14 protein-coding genes are annotated in these 16,266 nt (G+C 68.6%); 10 read left to right on the top strand and 4 right to left on the bottom strand.

Annotation, left to right across the window (positions count from 1 at the left end):
• The first annotated feature begins 272 nt into the window (after positions 1–272).
• The 6 genes from ACWD5F_RS28810 (at position 273) to ACWD5F_RS28785 (ending at position 7,386) form a co-directional block, all read left to right on the top strand.
• Entirely contained in the window at positions 273–1,319 is a 1,047-nt protein-coding gene (locus ACWD5F_RS28810; protein ID WP_451258622.1) for an ABC transporter substrate-binding protein, read from the top strand.
• A 60-nt stretch (positions 1,320–1,379) separates the two neighbouring features.
• On the top strand, positions 1,380–2,225 hold the full coding sequence (locus ACWD5F_RS28805) for a siderophore-interacting protein (protein ID WP_451258620.1): 846 nt from the start codon (positions 1,380–1,382) through the stop codon (positions 2,223–2,225).
• A 155-nt stretch (positions 2,226–2,380) separates the two neighbouring features.
• The gene (gene desA, locus ACWD5F_RS28800) at positions 2,381–3,823 is read left to right on the top strand and encodes a lysine decarboxylase DesA (RefSeq protein ID WP_451258618.1); all 1,443 of its coding nucleotides are present in this window, start codon (positions 2,381–2,383) and stop codon (positions 3,821–3,823) included.
• Positions 3,807–5,090, top strand: a complete 1,284-nt coding sequence (locus ACWD5F_RS28795) for a lysine N(6)-hydroxylase/L-ornithine N(5)-oxygenase family protein (protein ID WP_451258616.1) — start codon at positions 3,807–3,809, stop codon at positions 5,088–5,090. The genes desA and ACWD5F_RS28795 overlap by 17 nt, the downstream gene beginning before the upstream one ends.
• Positions 5,087–5,620 (top strand): GNAT family N-acetyltransferase, encoded by a 534-nt coding sequence (locus ACWD5F_RS28790; RefSeq protein ID WP_451258614.1) that lies wholly within the window; start codon positions 5,087–5,089, stop codon positions 5,618–5,620. Before ACWD5F_RS28795 ends, ACWD5F_RS28790 begins: the two co-directional genes overlap by 4 nt.
• Positions 5,617–7,386 carry an IucA/IucC family protein gene (locus ACWD5F_RS28785; protein WP_451258612.1) on the top strand — a complete coding sequence of 590 codons (1,770 nt, stop codon included), beginning with the start codon at positions 5,617–5,619 and terminating at the stop codon, positions 7,384–7,386. The genes ACWD5F_RS28790 and ACWD5F_RS28785 overlap by 4 nt, the downstream gene beginning before the upstream one ends.
• A gap of 80 nt (positions 7,387–7,466) precedes the next feature.
• On the opposite strand, the gene ACWD5F_RS28780 is transcribed toward ACWD5F_RS28785, so the two are convergent.
• Positions 7,467–9,071, bottom strand: coding sequence for a beta-N-acetylhexosaminidase (locus tag ACWD5F_RS28780; RefSeq protein ID WP_451258610.1), 1,605 nt, complete (start codon positions 9,069–9,071; stop codon positions 7,467–7,469).
• Positions 9,072–9,155: 84 nt separating this feature from the next.
• Here ACWD5F_RS28780 and ACWD5F_RS28775 point away from each other — a divergent pair, with 84 nt between their 5' ends.
• A complete protein-coding gene (locus ACWD5F_RS28775) occupies positions 9,156–10,043 on the top strand; it encodes a DUF4429 domain-containing protein (protein WP_451258608.1) in 888 nt (295 codons plus the stop codon).
• 69 nt (positions 10,044–10,112) lie between these two features.
• Here the strand turns inward: ACWD5F_RS28775 and ACWD5F_RS28770 are convergent, their stop codons facing one another.
• On the bottom strand, positions 10,113–11,678 hold the full coding sequence (locus tag ACWD5F_RS28770) for a purple acid phosphatase family protein (protein WP_451258606.1): 1,566 nt from the start codon (positions 11,676–11,678) through the stop codon (positions 10,113–10,115).
• A gap of 186 nt (positions 11,679–11,864) precedes the next feature.
• Between ACWD5F_RS28770 and ACWD5F_RS28765 the strand changes: the two genes are divergently transcribed.
• Positions 11,865–12,122, top strand: a complete 258-nt coding sequence (locus ACWD5F_RS28765; RefSeq protein WP_451258604.1) for a hypothetical protein — start codon at positions 11,865–11,867, stop codon at positions 12,120–12,122.
• 12 nt (positions 12,123–12,134) lie between these two features.
• Positions 12,135–13,952 (top strand): glutamine--fructose-6-phosphate transaminase (isomerizing), encoded by a 1,818-nt coding sequence (gene glmS / locus ACWD5F_RS28760; RefSeq protein ID WP_451258602.1) that lies wholly within the window; start codon positions 12,135–12,137, stop codon positions 13,950–13,952.
• A gap of 130 nt (positions 13,953–14,082) precedes the next feature.
• Here glmS and ACWD5F_RS28755 read toward each other — a convergent pair whose 3' ends face one another.
• On the bottom strand, positions 14,083–14,646 hold the full coding sequence (locus ACWD5F_RS28755; RefSeq protein WP_451258600.1) for a GPR1/FUN34/YaaH family transporter: 564 nt from the start codon (positions 14,644–14,646) through the stop codon (positions 14,083–14,085).
• A 142-nt stretch (positions 14,647–14,788) separates the two neighbouring features.
• Entirely contained in the window at positions 14,789–15,316 is a 528-nt protein-coding gene (locus ACWD5F_RS28750) for a universal stress protein (RefSeq protein WP_401726839.1), read from the bottom strand.
• Between the two features lie 311 nt (positions 15,317–15,627).
• Between ACWD5F_RS28750 and ACWD5F_RS28745 the strand changes: the two genes are divergently transcribed.
• Positions 15,628–15,948 (top strand): hypothetical protein, encoded by a 321-nt coding sequence (locus ACWD5F_RS28745; protein WP_401726841.1) that lies wholly within the window; start codon positions 15,628–15,630, stop codon positions 15,946–15,948.
• The last annotated feature ends 318 nt before the right edge of the window (positions 15,949–16,266 follow it).

The following is a 16,266-nucleotide window of genomic DNA, read 5'->3' as shown; positions in this document are numbered from 1 at the left end:
GTTCTATCCGCGTTGATCGAACACGGTCAAGGTTTATTCGGGAATCGGATTCCGAATCACCAACCCGCCGAAACAAATGGCCGGTTATTCAAGAAATAGAGGTGAACGAAAAGTTAAGGTTCGGCGTATCAATCAGGGCCACTTCAGCCTTCGACGGTAATCCTCGGGAGAGAACCGCAGGCCCCACCCCCCGGGCCTCATGTGAGGTTAGGCTAACCTACCTTCGAACTTGTCCGGCGGACGCTCCGCCCCGTTCGAAAGCAGCCATACCCATGTCCAATGCCCGTGCCAGCCACTTCACCCGCCGCGGCCTCCTCGCCGCCGGTGGTGCCCTCGGACTCGGGGCCGCGCTCGCGGCCTGCGGTGACGACGACGCGAAAAGCGGCGGCTCCGGCTCGGAGAGCGCGGGTGCCGAGTCCGGCGCCTGGACCTTCAAGGACGACCGCGGTACGACCGTGAAGCTGGACGCCGTCCCGACGAAGATCGTCGCCTTTGTCGGCGTCGCCGCCGCCCTCCACGACTACGGCATCGACGTCAAGGGCGTGTTCGGCCCGACCAGGACCAAGGACGGCAAGGCCGACGTCCAGGCCGGCGACATGGACGTCAGCAAGCTGACGGTCTTCGGCAACGTGTGGGACCAGTTCAACGTGGAGGAGTACGCGGCCTTCGGCCCGCAGCTGCTCATCACCACGATGTTCGACGACGCCGGCACCCTCTGGTACGTCCCCGAGGCCTCCAAGGACAAGATCGCCAAGCTCGCGCCCAGCGTCGGCATCTCCGTCTTCGACCGCCAGATCACCGAGCCGCTCCAGCGCATGTGGTCGCTGGCCGAGTCGCTCGGCGCGGACATGACGGCCGCCCGGGTCAAGGAGTCCAAGACCGCCTTCGAGGCCGCCGCCACCCGGCTGCGCGCCGCCGCGAAGGCCCACCCCGACATCAAGGTGCTGGTCGGCTCCGCGAGCCAGGACCTGTTCTACGTCTCCGGCAGCAACCTCTCCATCGACCTGGAGTACTACAAGGCGCTCGGCGTGAACTTCGTCGAGCCGCCGGCCAAGGTCCTGAAGGCGAGCGGCGGCTGGTACGAGAGCCTGAGCTGGGAGAACGTCGACAAGTACAAGGCCGACGTCATCATGATGGACGACCGCACCTCCGCCATCCAGCCGGCCGACATCACCGAGGCCACCTGGAAGAAGCTGCCCGCCGTCAAGGCCGGCCAGGTCATCCCCCGCTCCACCGAGCCGATCCTGTCCTACGCCAAGGTCACCCCGCAGCTCACCGCCCTCGCCGAGGCGATCGAGAACGCGAAGAAGGTCGGCTGACCCGAGGCACGGCCCCCAACCGGGCCACGCCCCTTCGGTCCTGCCCCTTGAGGAGTACGCATGTCGACGGCCGTAGCCGCCCCGTTCCGTTTCTTCTCCCTTCGAGTCGTACGGACGAGGCGGCTCGGTCCGTCTCTGGTCCGGGTCGGCTTCGCCGGGGAGGATCTGCGGCACTTCCTCTCCGACGGGCGCGATCAGTCGCTCTCCCTCTTCCTGCCGCATCCCGGGCAGGAACAGCCCGCCGTTCCCTACGAGTTGGGCGACGGGTGGTACGAGGCGTGGCGTGCGCTCCCCGACGACGTACGGGCCGTGATGCGGTCGTACACGCTCCGGGGGCTGCGTCGCGACGCCCGCGGCGACACCGTCGACATCGACATCGACTTCGTGCTGCACACCCCGGCCGGGCCCGCCTCGGCCTGGGCCGCCGAAGCCGCCGCCGGTGACCGGGTCGTGCTGCTCGGTCCGGCGATCGCGGACAACCGCGCGATCCGCTTCCGGGCGCCCGAGGATGCCGACCTGGTGGTGCTGTGGGGCGACGAGACCGCGCTGCCCGCCGTCTCGGCGATCCTCGAGGACCTCCCCGCCGGGCAGCGGGTCCGGGCCTGGCTGGAGGTGCCCGACGCGGGCGACATCCAGGATCTGGCGACGGCGGCGGACGCCGAGATCACCTGGCTGACCGGCCATCAGACCCGCGGCGAGGGGTCCCCCATGGCCCTCGCCGCGCTCCGGGCCGCCCAACTCCCTTACGCCGAGCGGCCGTACGTCTGGATCGCCGGCGAGTCCGGCTGCGTGAAGGCGCTGCGCCGGCACGTCGTCCACGAGCGCGGGATCGACCGGCGGCGCGTGACGTTCGTCGGGTACTGGCGGTACGGGATGAACGAGGAAGAGCTGCGCGCGGCCGGGTAGGTGCGGCTGGGCCGTTGCAGCTGGGTTGTTGCAGCTGGGACTCACGTGATCACAGTCACGGGAGAGGCAGGGTTTCGTTCGCGTTACTTAGGTTAGGCTAACCTAAGTAACACCCCGGACCCCCTTTCCCCGCCCCCACCGGAGGACCACGCACCATGCGCTCGCACCTGCTCAATGACACGACCGCGGAGCAGTACCGCCGCTCCGTGACCGACGGCGTCGAGCGGGTGGCCGCCAAACTCGCCGCCACCGACCGTCCGTTCACCGGCGTCACGGTCGACGCCCTCGCTCCCCGTATCGAGCGGATCGACCTGGACACCCCGCTGCTCGACACCGCGGCCGTGCTCGACGAACTGGAGGAGGTCTACCTCCGGGACGCGATCTACTTCCACCACCCCCGCTACCTCGCGCACCTCAACTGCCCGGTCGTCATCCCGGCGGTGCTCGGCGAGGCCGTCCTGTCCGCCGTCAACTCCTCCCTGGACACCTGGGACCAGTCGGCCGGCGGCACCCTGATCGAGCGCAAGCTCATCGACTGGACCAACGCCCGCATCGGCCTGGGCGAGAACGCCGACGGTGTGTTCACCTCCGGCGGCACCCAGTCCAACCTCCAGGCCCTGCTGCTGGCGAGGGAGGAGTCCAAGACCGACTCGCTCGCCGAACTGCGTATCTTCGCCTCCGAGGTCAGCCACTTCAGCGTGAAGAAGTCCGCGAAACTGCTGGGCCTCGGCCAGGACTCGGTCGTCTCGATCCCTGTCGGCAACGACAAGCGGATGCAGACGGTCGCCCTCGCCCGGGAGTTGGAGCGCTGCAAGCAGGACGGCCTGGTCCCGATGGCCGTCGTCGCCACCGCCGGGACCACCGACTTCGGCTCCATCGACCCGCTGCCCGAGATCGCCGAGCTGTGCGAGCAGTACGGCGTCTGGATGCACGTCGACGCGGCCTACGGCTGCGGACTGCTCGCCTCGCTCAAGCACCGGCACCGCATCGACGGCATCGAGCGCGCCGACTCGGTCACCGTCGACTACCACAAGTCCTTCTTCCAGCCGGTGAGTTCGTCCGCCGTGCTGGTCAAGGACGCCTCGACCCTGCGCCACGCGACCTACCACGCGGAGTACCTCAACCCGCGCCGCATGGTCTCCGAGCGCATCCCCAACCAGGTCGACAAGTCCCTTCAGACCACCCGCCGTTTCGACGCGCTCAAGCTGTGGATGACGCTGCGCGTGATGGGCGCCGACGGCATCGGCGAACTCTTCGACGAGGTCTGCGATCTGGCCGTCGAGGGCTGGCAGCTGCTCGCCGCCGACCCGCGCTTCGACGTCGTGGTCGAGCCGACGCTCTCCACCCTGGTCTTCCGCTACATACCGGCCGCGGTCACCGACCCGGCCGAGATCGACCGCGCCAACCTGTACGCCCGCAAGGCCCTGTTCGCCTCCGGCGACGCGGTGGTCGCGGGCACCAAGGTGGGCGCCCGCCACTACCTGAAGTTCACCCTGCTCAATCCCGAGACCACGGCGGCCGACATCGCCGCCGTCCTCGACCTGATCGCCGGCCACGCCGAGCAGTACCTGGGAGAGTCCCTTGACCGCGCGTCCTGAAACCCCTGCCAAAATCCATGACTTCGTGGGGATCGGGCTCGGTCCCTTCAACCTCGGCCTCGCCTGTCTGACCGAGCCGATCGACGAACTCGACGGCGTCTTCCTGGAGTCGAAGCCGGACTTCGAGTGGCACGCGGGCATGTTCCTGGAGGGCGCGCACCTCCAGACCCCGTTCATGTCGGACCTGGTCACGCTGGCCGACCCGACCTCCCCGTACTCCTTCCTCAACTACCTGAAGGAGCGCGGCCGGCTCTACTCGTTCTACATCCGGGAGAACTTCTACCCGCTGCGCGTCGAGTACGACGACTACTGCCGCTGGGCCGCGAACCAGCTGAGCAGCGTCCGCTTCAGCACCACGGTGACCGAGGTGACGTACCAGGACGAGGACGGGCTGTACGCCGTGACGACCGCGGCCGGCGAGGTGTTCCGCGCCCGCCGGCTGGTCCTGGGGACCGGCACCCCGGCGTACATTCCCGAGGCCTGCGAGGGTCTGGGCGGCGACTTCATCCACAACTCCCGTTATGTGCAGCACCGGGAGGAGCTGGTCAAGAAGGAGTCGATCACGCTGGTGGGCTCGGGGCAGTCCGCCGCCGAGATCTACTACGACCTGCTCAGTGAGATCGACGTGCACGGCTACCGGTTGAACTGGGTCACGCGCTCGCCGCGCTTCTTCCCGCTCGAATACACCAAGCTCACGCTGGAGATGACCTCCCCGGAGTACATCGACTACTTCCGCGAGCTGCCCGAGGCCACCCGCTACCGGCTCACCAGCGAGCAGAAGGGCCTGTTCAAGGGCATCGACGGCGACCTGATCAACGAGATCTTCGACCTGCTCTACCAGAAGAACCTCGGCGGTCCGGTGCCCACGCGCCTGCTCACCAACTCCGCGCTGACCGGCGCGCGGCACGAGAACGGCACGTACACGCTCTCGTTCCGCCAGGAGGAGCAGGGCAAGGAGTTCGACCTCGACTCGCAGGGCCTGGTGCTGGCCACCGGCTACCGGTACGCCGAGCCCGAGTTCCTGCGCCCGATCAGGAACCGGCTGTGCTACGACGTGCACGGCAACTTCGACGTGGCCCGCAACTACGCGATCGACACCACGGGCCGGGGTGTCTTCCTGCAGAACGCCGGCGTGCACACCCACAGCATCACCAGCCCCGACCTGGGCATGGGCGCCTACCGCAACAGCTCCATCATCCGTGAGCTGCTCGGCAGCGAGTACTACCCGGTCGAGAAGACGATCGCGTTCCAGGAGTTCGCCGTATGACCTTCACCTTCCGCCCCCTGGACCCGCTCCAGGACGCCGAGTTGCTGCATTCCTGGGTCACGCATCCCAAGGCGGCCTACTGGATGATGCAGGACGCCCGCCTCGAGGACGTCGAGCGCGCGTACATGGAGATCACGGCCGACCCGCACCACCACGCGTTGCTCGGGCTGCGGGACGGCGTGCCGGTCTTCCTGATGGAGAAGTACGACCCCGCGCACCGCGAACTGGTCGGGCTGTACGAGCCGTTGCCCGGAGACGTCGGCATGCACTTCCTCACCCCGGCGACCGACACGCCCGTCCACGGGTTCACCCGGGCCGTCATCACCGCCGTACTGGCGCACCTCTTCGAGGATCCGGCGACCGAGCGTGTGGTCGTCGAGCCGGACGTGTCCAACACGGCCGTGCACGCCCTGAACGAAGCGGTCGGGTTCGTGCCCGAGCGTGAGATCCAGAAGCCGGAGAAAATGGCGTTGTTGAGCTTCTGCACCCGCGAGCAGTTCCGCCTGGCGACGACGGGGGTGCCCGCATGAGCCTCGCCGACGCCGTGGCCCACCTCTCCCCCGAGCGCTGGGAGCAGGCCAACCGCCGGCTGATCCGCAAGGCGCTCGCCGAGTTCGCGCACGAACGGCTCATCACCCCTGAAAAAGATGGGGACTTGTACGTCGTCCGCAGTGACGACGGGCTGACCCGCTACCGCTTCGCCGCCGCGCGCCACGCCCTCGACCACTGGCAGGTGGACGCCGGTTCGATCACCCGCAGCCGGGACGACACCGAACTCCCGCTCGCCGCCCTGGACTTCTTCATCGAGCTCCAGCAGACGCTGGGCCTGAGCGAGGAGATCCTGCCGGTCTACCTGGAGGAGATCTCCTCCACCCTCTCCGGCACCTGCTTCAAGCTCACCAAGCCCCAAGTGACCGCCGCCGACCTTGTGAAGAGCGACTTCCAGGCCATCGAGACCGGCATGACCGAGGGCCACCCCTGCTTCGTCGCCAACAACGGCCGGCTCGGCTTCGGCATCCACGAGTACCTCGCATACGCCCCCGAGACCGCGAGCCCGGTCCGCCTGGTGTGGCTGGCCGCGCACCGCTCGCGCGCCGCGTTCACCGCGGGCGTCGGCATCGAGTACGAGTCGTTCCTGCGCGAGGAGTTGGGCGAGGCGACGGTCGAGCGGTTCCGCGAAGTGCTCACCGGGCGGGGCCTGGACCCCGAGGACTATCTGCTGATCCCGGTCCACCCCTGGCAGTGGTGGAACAAGCTCAGCGTCACCTTCGCGGCCGAGATCGCCCGCGGGCACCTCGTCTGCCTCGGCGAGGGCGACGACGAGTACCTGGCCCAGCAGTCCATCCGGACCTTCTTCAACGACTCGCACCCCGAGAAGCACTATGTGAAGACGGCCCTGTCGGTCCTCAACATGGGCTTCATGCGCGGACTTTCGGCCGCGTACATGGAGGCGACCCCGGCCATCAACGACTGGCTCGCCCAACTCGTCGAGGGCGACCCGGTGTTGAAATCGACGGGCCTGTCGATCATCCGGGAGCGGGCGGCCGTCGGGTACCGGCACCTGGAGTACGAGAAGGCGACCGACCGCTACTCGCCGTACCGGAAAATGCTCGCGGCGCTGTGGCGCGAGAGTCCCGTCTCCTCCCTCCAGGAGGGCGAGTCGCTGGCGACCATGGCCTCCCTGGTCCATGTCGACCACGAGGGCGCGTCCTTCGCGGGCGCGCTGATCGAGCGGTCGGGCCTCGCGCCGGCCGAGTGGCTGCGGCACTATCTGCGGGCCTACTTCACCCCACTGCTGCACAGCTTCTACGCCTACGACCTGGTCTACATGCCGCACGGCGAGAACGTGATCCTGGTCCTGAAGGACGGGGTCGTGCAGCGCGCGATCTACAAGGACATCGCCGAGGAGATCGCCGTCATGGACCCGGACGCGGTGCTGCCGCCCGAGGTCCGGCGGATCCGCGTGGAGGTCCCGGAGGAGAAGAAGCTCCTGTCGATCTTCACGGACGTCTTCGACTGCTTCTTCCGCTTCCTCGCCGCGAACCTCGCGACCGAGGGAGTCCTGACGGAGGACGACTTCTGGCGCACGGTCGCCGACGTCACCCGCGAGTACCAGGCGTCGCTGCCCGAACTCGCCGAGAAGTTCGCGCAGTACGACATGTTCGCGCCCGAGTTCGCGCTGTCCTGCCTCAACCGGCTCCAGCTGCGCAACAACCAGCAGATGGTCGACCTGGCCGACCCGGCGGGCGCGCTTCAGCTGATCGGCACCCTGAAGAACCCGATCGCCGGGTTCTGACCCCAAGACGGCGGGCACCCCGGAGTACGGTCCTCCGGGGTGCCCGTCTTTTTCTCAACTCCTAGTGACTACAAGGCGCTTCAGCCGCTGCTGGGCCATGGCACCTGCGGGGACCGGTAGTAGGAGATCCCCAGCGCGTCCCACCGCGGAGCCTGCGCCGCGAGCCGCACCTTGTAGGCGTCCCAGTCGTGCGTGGCGGCCGGCGACCAGCCGAGTTCGGCCGTACCCGCGAGCCGCGGGAAGGCCATGTACTCGAGGTCGGCGCTCGTCACGAGCGTCTCGGTCCACAGCGGGGCCTCCACGCCCTTGATGGACGAACTCGGCGCCCCGGCGAGGTAGGTGCCCGGGTCCCAGTCGTAGGCCCGCCGGACCTCGACCAGTCCGGCCCAGTCCTGGCCGAGCGGGGTGTCGTCGGTGTACTTCATGTCGAGGTAGAGCCGGTCGGCCGGCGAGAGGACCAGTCCGGTCCCGTTCCGTGCCGCCGCCACGACCTGTGCCTTCTCCTCGGCACTGGCGTCGTCCAGACCCCAGTACTGGGCGAGGGCCCCCTTGGCCGGGTGCGCGCCGGTCAGCTGGTGCCAACCGATCACCGTCTTCCCGTACTTGGCGACGATCGGCTGCACCCGGTCCATGAACTTCACATAGTCCTCATGGCTGGTGGAGTGCGCCTCGTCGCCGCCGATGTGCAGGTAGCGGCCGGGAGTGAGGGCGGCCAGCTCGCGGATCACGTCCTCCGCGAAGTCGTAGGTGACCTCCTTGCCCGCGCACAGCGAGCTGAAGCCGACCTCGGTGCCGGTGTAGAGCGGGGGCGCGACCCCGTCGCAGTTGAGATCGGCGTACGAGGCGAGGGCCGCGTTGGTGTGGCCGGGCATGTCGATCTCGGGGACGACCTCCAGGAAGCGCGAGGAGGCGTACCGGACGATCTCCTTGTACTCGGCCTTGGTGTAGTAGCCACCGGGACCGCCGCCGACCTGGGTGGAACCGCCGTATGTGGCAAGGCGTGGCCAGGAGTCGATCGCCAGGCGCCAGCCCTGGTCGTCGCTGAGATGCAGATGGAGTTTGTTGATCTTGTAGAGGGCGAGTTCGTCGATGTAGCGCTTGACCTGGTCGACGGTGAAGAAGTGCCGGGAGACGTCGAGCATCGCGCCGCGGTAGGAGTAGCGCGGCCGGTCCTCGACGGTGCCGCCCGCGACGGTCCACGGGCCGTGCCGCACGGACTTCGACTCGATGGCGGCGGGCAGCAGTTGGCGCAGGGTCTGCACGCCGTGGAAGAGGCCGGCGGGGGCGCCGGCGGTGATGGTGACGCCGCCGCTGCCGCTGTCCAGGCGGTAGCCCTCGGCGCCGTACCGTCCGGGGTCGAGGTGCAGCCGGATGCCGCCGCGGCCCTTGGTGGTCACCGGCAGCGGATAGCCGGTGGACGGGCGCAGCACGGCCGCCAGGTACTCGCCGACCCGGCGGACCTCGCGGTGGTCGCTGATCTTGATGGCGGTGTCACGGGTGATCCGGTAGGGCGCTCCGCCCGGGCTGACCGAGGCGGGCGCGGGGACGATCCGGTCGAGCGGGGTCGCGGCGGGTGTCGTGGGGGTGGGTGCCGCGCCGGCCGTGAACGTGCCGGCCGCGGCGACGAGCAGCAGGGATCCGAGGACCCGGACCATGCGGGGAGTCGTTCTGTGGTGCCGTCTCACATGCGCTCCCTTCTACTGTGACCAGAGTGGAGGGACAGATTGGTCAAGACCACTCTCCCGCAGATCCGGTGAAACAATCCCTCCATGGCGGAAATCCTCCAGAAGGACGGCACGTGGGCGTTCGACGGCGACGCCCTGCGACTGACTCCCGGACGGGACAAGAACGTCAGCCTGTTGCGCAGGACCCTGGGCGAACTCATCGTGCCGCTGGGCGCGTTGGCGGGCGTGTCCTTCGAACAGGGCCGCAAGTCGGGCCGACTCAGACTGCGGCTGCGCGACGGCGCCGACCCGCTGCTGCACGCCACCGGGGGCCGGCTGGCCGAGCCGAACGACCCGTACCAACTGGTGGTGGAGTCCGACCGCTACGGCGTCGCCGAGTACTTCGTGGACGAGGTCCGCAACGCGCTGCTGCTGGACGAGGTGCCGGCCGACCCGGTGGACGGCTATCTGCTGCCCGGCCCGTCCGTCCCGCTGTCGGTGTCCGCCGGGGACGGCACGGCGAGCTTCGACGGGGAGCGCGTCCGGCTGGAGTGGAACTGGAAGACCGAGGACGCCAAGGCCGCCGCCGGGGTGCGCAGCCTCGCCGTCGCCGACATCATCGACGTCGAGTGGCAGCCCGCGGTCGGTCTGGAGAACGGGCATCTGCGCTTCACCGTGCGGCACGCGCCGACCAAGGCGCCGCCGAAGTACGACCCCAACTCGGTGGAGCTGTGGGGCTTCAAGAAGGATCCGCTGATGGCCCTGGTCGCGGCGGCCGTCCGGGCCCGTCTCCCGCATCCGGCCGCCGCCCCCGCGGACGTACCGCCGCAGGACGCCCGTCCCCGTCAACTCGCGCCCGCCGCCGACCCCGTTGAGGACGGCCACGACGCGTTGCTGCGCCGGCTGCGCGAGTTGGGCGAGCTGCGCAGCACGGGTGTGCTGACGGACGAGGAGTTCGCCTTGGCCAAACAGGCGATCCTCAAGCGCATGTAGCGCGCGAGGACCGCCTGTCGGTTCACCGTGTCTGCCGCCGCGCCCCGCCTTCCGGGCGCCCGGCGGGTGTTACTTGGCCTTGCGGGCGATCGTGAAGTGGTCGATGCGGTCGCCGGTCTCGGCGATGCCCGACACCTTCAGCTTGGCCAGGTGTCCGCGCGCGGCGGGCTCCACGTCCACGCGCAGGAACGAGTAGTTGAGGTAGCGGACCCGGGACCAGGTGACGGTCTCGTTGACCTTGCCGGACTTGGTGTTGACGAAGGCGGCGACGGACTCGACGTCCTTCACGTGGCCCTCGTAGGAGTCCGGCGCGCTGAACGCGTACAGGCTGCGGCCGGCCGCGCCCGCCGTCACGTAGACGACACCCTCGGTCTCGGGGTAGGCGGTCTCGCCGATCGGGAGCTTCTTGACGACCTTGTCGCCCTTGATGACGTCGGTGCGCTCGTACTGGTGGTTGTGGCCGTTGATGACCAGGTCCACCGTGTACTTCTCGAACAGCGGCACCCACTCCTGGCGCACTCCCCCCTCCGAGGAGTGCGCCGTGGAGGTGCAGTACGCGCAGTGGTGGAAGAACACGACGATGAAGTCGATGTCCTTCGAGGCGCGGTACTTCTTCAGCTGCTTCTCGAACCATTTGGTCTGCGTGCCGCCCGAGATGCCGAGGTTGGCCGGGATCTCGAAGGAGATGTCGTTGGCGTCGAGCGAGATGACCGCCGTGTTGCCGTAGGTGAAGCTGTAGACGCTCGGCAGGTTCTTGGGGTCGGGGCCGTTGTCCGGCAGGCTCCAGCGGGCCTCTTCGCCGCCGTAGCCGTTGGGCGAGTACCAGGCCTCCATGTCGTGGTTGCCGTAGGCGGGCATCCACGGCACGGACTTGGCGACCGACTCGGTCTGGGCGAGGAACTGGTCCCACACCCGCGAGTCGAAGCCGGTGTCGGAGGTCACGCCGCCGCCGGACGGGTCGGCGTAGCAGATGTCGCCGGCGTGCAGGTGGAAGGCCGGGTTCTGGCCGAGCAGCAGGCTGTTGTTGGCCAGGCCGTGGTAGCCGACGCCCTCGTCGCCGAAGGCGGTGAAGGTGAACGACTTCTTGCGGTCGGGCGCGGTGGTGAAGGTGCCCAGGGTGCCCAGCAGGTGCGGCTCGGCCGGGTCGAAGCCCTGGTGGCCGACGCCGTAGTAGTAGGTCTTGCCCGGGCGCAGGTGGGTCAGCTTGGCGTGTACGTAGTACTGGGTGTGGTCGGCGCTGGCGCCCACGCCGGCCGGCGTGTAGAGCGAGCGGACCTCGGCCTCGATCTTGCGCGAGAGGTCCCAGGGGTGGGCGCCGATGCGGATGAAGGGCTTCTTCACCGGGAGCGGCACCTGCCACGAGACGGTCATCTCGGTGCTGGCGTCGGTGCCGAAGGCGAGGTGGCGGCCGAAGGGGGAGACGAGCGAGCCGTCGACGGTCTCGGTCGCGGGGGCGGTGCGCTGGGTGGGAACCGCGGCCTGCGCGACCGCACCCGGCACGAACGCGCCACCGGCGACGGCGCCGATCGTCACGGCGCCGCCTCTCATCACGTTGCGCCGGGAGAATTTGGCGCGCAGGTACTCGTGCTGCTCGGCCATGCTCATGCGCTCGGCCAGCTCTTCGGGTACGCCCATACGAGGAATGTCCATGGCGTCTGAAACTCGTCCCCTCAGACAACGAGGCGCCAGACGCGGAATGGACGGCCTGCGAACAGAGGTCCATGAGAGATTCAACGTTCTCCCAAAGCTTGCCAACAGACCGCTGCCCGATATCGGGCAGGATTCTTGCGAAACGCTCTCCGGTACCCCAGGATCGACCGGGTGCACGACGAACTCGTTGATCATCTGACGCGCTCCTCACCCCTGAGCCGGGGCGAGGCGCTGCGGGTGATCCAGGAGGTGCTCGCCTACTTCGACGAGACGACCACCGAGTACGTCCGTCGCCGCCACCGCGAGCTCCAGGCCCAGGGTCTGGTGAACGTGGAGATCTTCGACCGGATCGAGGCGGACCTGAAATACCGGGCGGTCGCGCCGCCGGAGCTCACGCTCAGGCAGCTGCGCCGCATCGTCTACGGCTAGGAACACGTATACATGTGCGGAATCGTCGGATACATCGGCAGGCGTGACGTGGCCCCGCTGCTGCTGGAGGGCTTGCAGCGGCTGGAGTACCGCGGCTACGACTCGGCGGGCATCGCCGTCACCTCACCGAAGACGGCAGGCCTGAAGTCGGTCAAGGCCAAGGGCCGGGTGCGCGACCTGGAGGCCAAGGTCCCGGCCCGCTTCAAGGGCACCACCGGCATCGCCCACACCCGCTGGGCCACCCACGGCGCCCCCTCCGACGTGAACGCGCACCCGCACCTGGACGCCGAGGGCAAGGTCGCGGTCGTCCACAACGGCATCATCGACAACGCCTCCGACCTCCGCCGCAAGCTGGAGGCGGACGGTGTCGTCTTCCTCTCCGAGACCGACACCGAGGTCCTGGTCCACCTCATCGCCCGGGCCCAGGCCGAGACCCTGGAGGAGAAGGTCCGCGAGACCCTCCGGGTGATCGAGGGCACGTACGGCATCGCCGTGCTGCACGCCGACTTCCCCGACCGCATCGTGGTGGCGCGAAACGGCTCCCCGGTCGTCCTCGGCATCGGCGAGAAGGAGATGTTCGTCGCCTCGGACATCGCCGCCCTGGTCGCCCACACGCGGCAGATAGTGACCCTGGACGACGGCGAGATGGCCACCCTCAAGGCCGACGACTTCCGCACGTACACCACCGAGGGCACCCGTACGACGTCGGAGCCGACCACCGTGGAGTGGGAGGCGGCCTCCTACGACATGGGCGGCCACGACACGTACATGCACAAGGAGATCCACGAGCAGGCCGAGGCCGTCGACCGCGTCCTGCGCGGCCGCATCGACGACCGCTTCTCCACCGTGCACCTCGGCGGCCTGAACCTGGACGCCCGCGAGGCCCGGCAGATCCGGCGCGTGAAGATCCTCGGCTGCGGCACCTCGTACCACGCGGGCCTGATCGGCGCCCAGATGATCGAGGAGCTGGCGCGCATCCCCGCGGACGCCGAGCCGGCCTCCGAGTTCCGCTACCGCAACGCGGTGGTCGACCCCGACACCCTGTACGTCGCCGTCTCCCAGTCCGGTGAGACCTACGACGTCCTCGCCGCCGTCCAGGAGCTGAAGCGCAAGGGCGCGCGGGTCTTCGGCGTCGTGAACGTGGTCGGCTCGGCGATCGCCCGCGAGGCGGACGCCGGCATCTACGTCCACGCGGGCCCCGAGGTCTGCGTGGTCTCCACGAAGTGCTTCACCAACACCACGGTCGCCTTCGCCCTGCTCGCCCTGCACCTGGGCCGCACCCGCGACCTCTCGGTCCGCGACGGCAAGCGGATCATCGAGGGCCTGCGCAAGCTGCCGGCCCAGATCACCGAGATCCTGGCGAAGGAGGAGGAGGTCAAGAAGCTGGCGGAGCAGTACGCCGACGCCCGCTCGATGCTCTTCATCGGCCGCGTCCGGGGCTACCCGGTGGCCCGCGAGGCCTCCCTGAAGCTCAAGGAGGTCTCGTACATCCACGCCGAGGCCTATCCCGCCTCGGAGTTGAAGCACGGCCCCCTCGCGCTGATCGAGCCCGCGCTCCCGACGGTCGCGATCGTCCCCGACGACGACCTCCTGGAGAAGAACCGCGCCGCCCTGGAGGAGATCAAGGCCCGCAGCGGCCGCATCCTGGCGGTCGCCCACCAGCCCCAGGAAAAGGCCGACGAGACGATCGTGGTCCCCAGGAACGAGCCCGAACTCGACCCGATCCTCCTGGGCATCCCCCTCCAACTCCTCGCCTACCACACGGCATTGGCCCTGGGCCGCGACATCGACAAGCCGCGGAACCTGGCGAAGTCGGTGACGGTGGAGTAGAGGCTTTTGGCTTTTGGCTTTTAGGGGCGCGGGGAACTGCGCGACAAGCCCCCACGCGCCCGCAGAGGCAAGACGACAGAAAGGACCCCCACGTGTGCCTCCTACACGTGGGGGTCCTTTCCGCTGCCGATCAGCCGGTGGCCGTCACACCCCGGCCAGCAGCCCGCCGCGGAAGCACCGTCGGCCAGTGAGCCAACGCAGCCGTCGCCGAGTACCAGGCAACCGCCCCCGCCGCAACGGAGAACCATCCACCGACCTTGCTCAGACCGTCACTCCCGGCGAACTGGGCGACGGCGAGCAGCACGAGGGAGACGAAGAACAACCCGTAGGTACCCTGCGTCAGTTGATCCCCACCCGCGAGGGTCACGGACAGGGCCACGAGAGCGAACAGGACCAGGAACAACCCGGCCGCGTTGTCCGAGACGGAGTCACCCGCGGTGACGGCCCAGGTGAACCAGAGCGCGCCGAAGGCCGAGAAGGCCGTACCGGTCAGGGCGTCGCCGTCGCGGAAGGCGAACAGTCCGGCGACGAAGAGGGCAACTCCACCCACGTAGTGGGCCAGTGACACGGCGTCAGCCGCCGACACCCCGTCGATCACGTCGGCATACCCGAGGCCGAACGCCAACAGAGTGATTCCCAGGGCCAGTCGGCCGACGATCGAGGTGGTACTTCCCGCAGAGACGTCATTGTCCACGGCGGGCTCCCTTCATGCATGTGCGTTTGTGCGGTGTGACCGATATATGCCCTTCACAAGGACACAAACACCTCTGCACAGCAGGGAATTCGGAGCCGACCGGCGAGTTGGACCTACGAGTTACGGGATAACGGCCTATGGGTCACGGGATGACGACGACAGGCCGCTGCGCCCGCTTGGCGAGCCGCCCCGCGACGGAGCCGAAGATGCGTCCGACGATGCCGTGGGTCGAGCCGACGACGATCGCGTCCGCCTCGTACTCCCGCCCCACCTCTTCGAGTTCGTGGCAGATGTCGCCACCGCGCTCGACGAGGATCCAGGGCACCTCCGCCAAGTACTCGGCGCACGCCAGCTCCAGACCGAGCACCTCGGTGCGGTGGTCCGGCACGTCGACGAAGACCGGTGGCTCGCAGCCGGCCCACACCGTGGTGGGCAGCCGGTTGGCGACGTGGACGATGATCAGGCCCGAGCCGGAGCGGTGGGCCATGCCGATGGCGTACGCCAGGGCGCGCTCGCTGGAGGTGGAGCCGTCGAAGCCGACGACGACGCCGTGCTTGAAGGCTGGATCGCAGGAATGGCGTGGTTCTTCCGCCGCCTGGGGCTCGGCCGCCGTGGGGTCGGCGACGGGCCGCTTGCGGTCCGCGGGTTCGAAGTATTCGTGACCGGCCATGGCTGTCTCGGCGTTTTGATCCTTTTTGGGAGGGACGACAGAGTGCGGCGGAGCTGTGTCCGGGAATTATCTTCCCAACCCCATACCCCCAAGGGTACGGCGGCACGCCTCCTTAGCGCAGATCCCGCCCCCCGTGCGTGGGGGTTCCAGGGAGCATGCACGAGGGGGCGCCCGTAACGCAATGGTTGCTGCGCTGTACAGGCGGTTTGCACAGGATTCACTTACCGTGCGGCCGGTAAGAGGGGGGCGTACAGTGACCGACCGCTCGAACAGGCGTTGAACCCCGTGAGCCGCCGCCCCAGGGAGCACGCATGTCCGGACCGCACGCCACCCCCGAGACCACCCCGCCCCAGGACTCCGTGACCGACGTCGTCCGCTGGGCCGCCTTCAGCTGTGTCCTGGTCCCCGTGGTTCTCCTCTGGTACGGCGGCTCGCTCGCCGGCGCCGCAGGTACGGCCCTCGGACTGGCCGCCGTCACCGCCGTGTGCCGGCTGCTGCTGCGGCAGTCCGAACGCGGTGCCGCGCAGCTGCGGGCGGAGGAGCGGACACCGGCTCGTGGACACCGGCACCGGGCCGGCACGGGGGCCCGCAGGAGCGGGCGGCACACTGGGGGAAGTACACCGGTCGGCTGACCGGTTTCCGCGCACACGCACAGCGCTTTTCAGCCAACTTCCGGCCAGGGCGCGTTCCTTACCCCCGGTACCCCCCAACCCCCGTTCCACCTGCACGGAAAGGGTCCCGGAGACCCTGCGCACCCTACGTGGATTGGCCACTGCGACAAGGCGCACTTCCCTGCACGGCCCACGAGTGCAACGCTTCGTGATCGAATGCTTCACGCCAAGTTGCCATGTCGACAATGTGCCGGTTCCCGAACTGGGTCACCCCGGCACCACGCGACACAGTAGATTCGATCTTGACGTCTTACGGCGGGGGACTCGTGCAGGACCGAG

Source organism: Streptomyces sp. NPDC002499 (assembly GCF_053595415.1).
This window is presented reverse-complemented; position numbering and strand designations above follow the sequence as displayed.

What these genes read in the sequence shown, in the direction of transcription:
- ACWD5F_RS28810 (WP_451258622.1), top strand. Translation starts at nt 273, where the DNA reads ATGTCCAATGCCCGTGCCAGCCACTTCACCCGCCGCGGCCTCCTCGCC.
- ACWD5F_RS28805 (WP_451258620.1), top strand. Translation starts at nt 1,380, where the DNA reads ATGTCGACGGCCGTAGCCGCCCCGTTCCGTTTCTTCTCCCTTCGAGTC.
- desA (WP_451258618.1), top strand. Translation starts at nt 2,381, where the DNA reads ATGCGCTCGCACCTGCTCAATGACACGACCGCGGAGCAGTACCGCCGC.
- ACWD5F_RS28790 (WP_451258614.1), top strand. Translation starts at nt 5,087, where the DNA reads ATGACCTTCACCTTCCGCCCCCTGGACCCGCTCCAGGACGCCGAGTTG.
- ACWD5F_RS28785 (WP_451258612.1), top strand. Translation starts at nt 5,617, where the DNA reads ATGAGCCTCGCCGACGCCGTGGCCCACCTCTCCCCCGAGCGCTGGGAG.
- ACWD5F_RS28775 (WP_451258608.1), top strand. Translation starts at nt 9,156, where the DNA reads ATGGCGGAAATCCTCCAGAAGGACGGCACGTGGGCGTTCGACGGCGAC.
- ACWD5F_RS28770 (WP_451258606.1), bottom strand. Translation starts at nt 11,678, where the DNA reads ATGGGCGTACCCGAAGAGCTGGCCGAGCGCATGAGCATGGCCGAGCAG.
- glmS (WP_451258602.1), top strand. Translation starts at nt 12,135, where the DNA reads ATGTGCGGAATCGTCGGATACATCGGCAGGCGTGACGTGGCCCCGCTG.
- ACWD5F_RS28750 (WP_401726839.1), bottom strand. Translation starts at nt 15,316, where the DNA reads ATGGCCGGTCACGAATACTTCGAACCCGCGGACCGCAAGCGGCCCGTC.
- ACWD5F_RS28745 (WP_401726841.1), top strand. Translation starts at nt 15,628, where the DNA reads ATGTCCGGACCGCACGCCACCCCCGAGACCACCCCGCCCCAGGACTCC.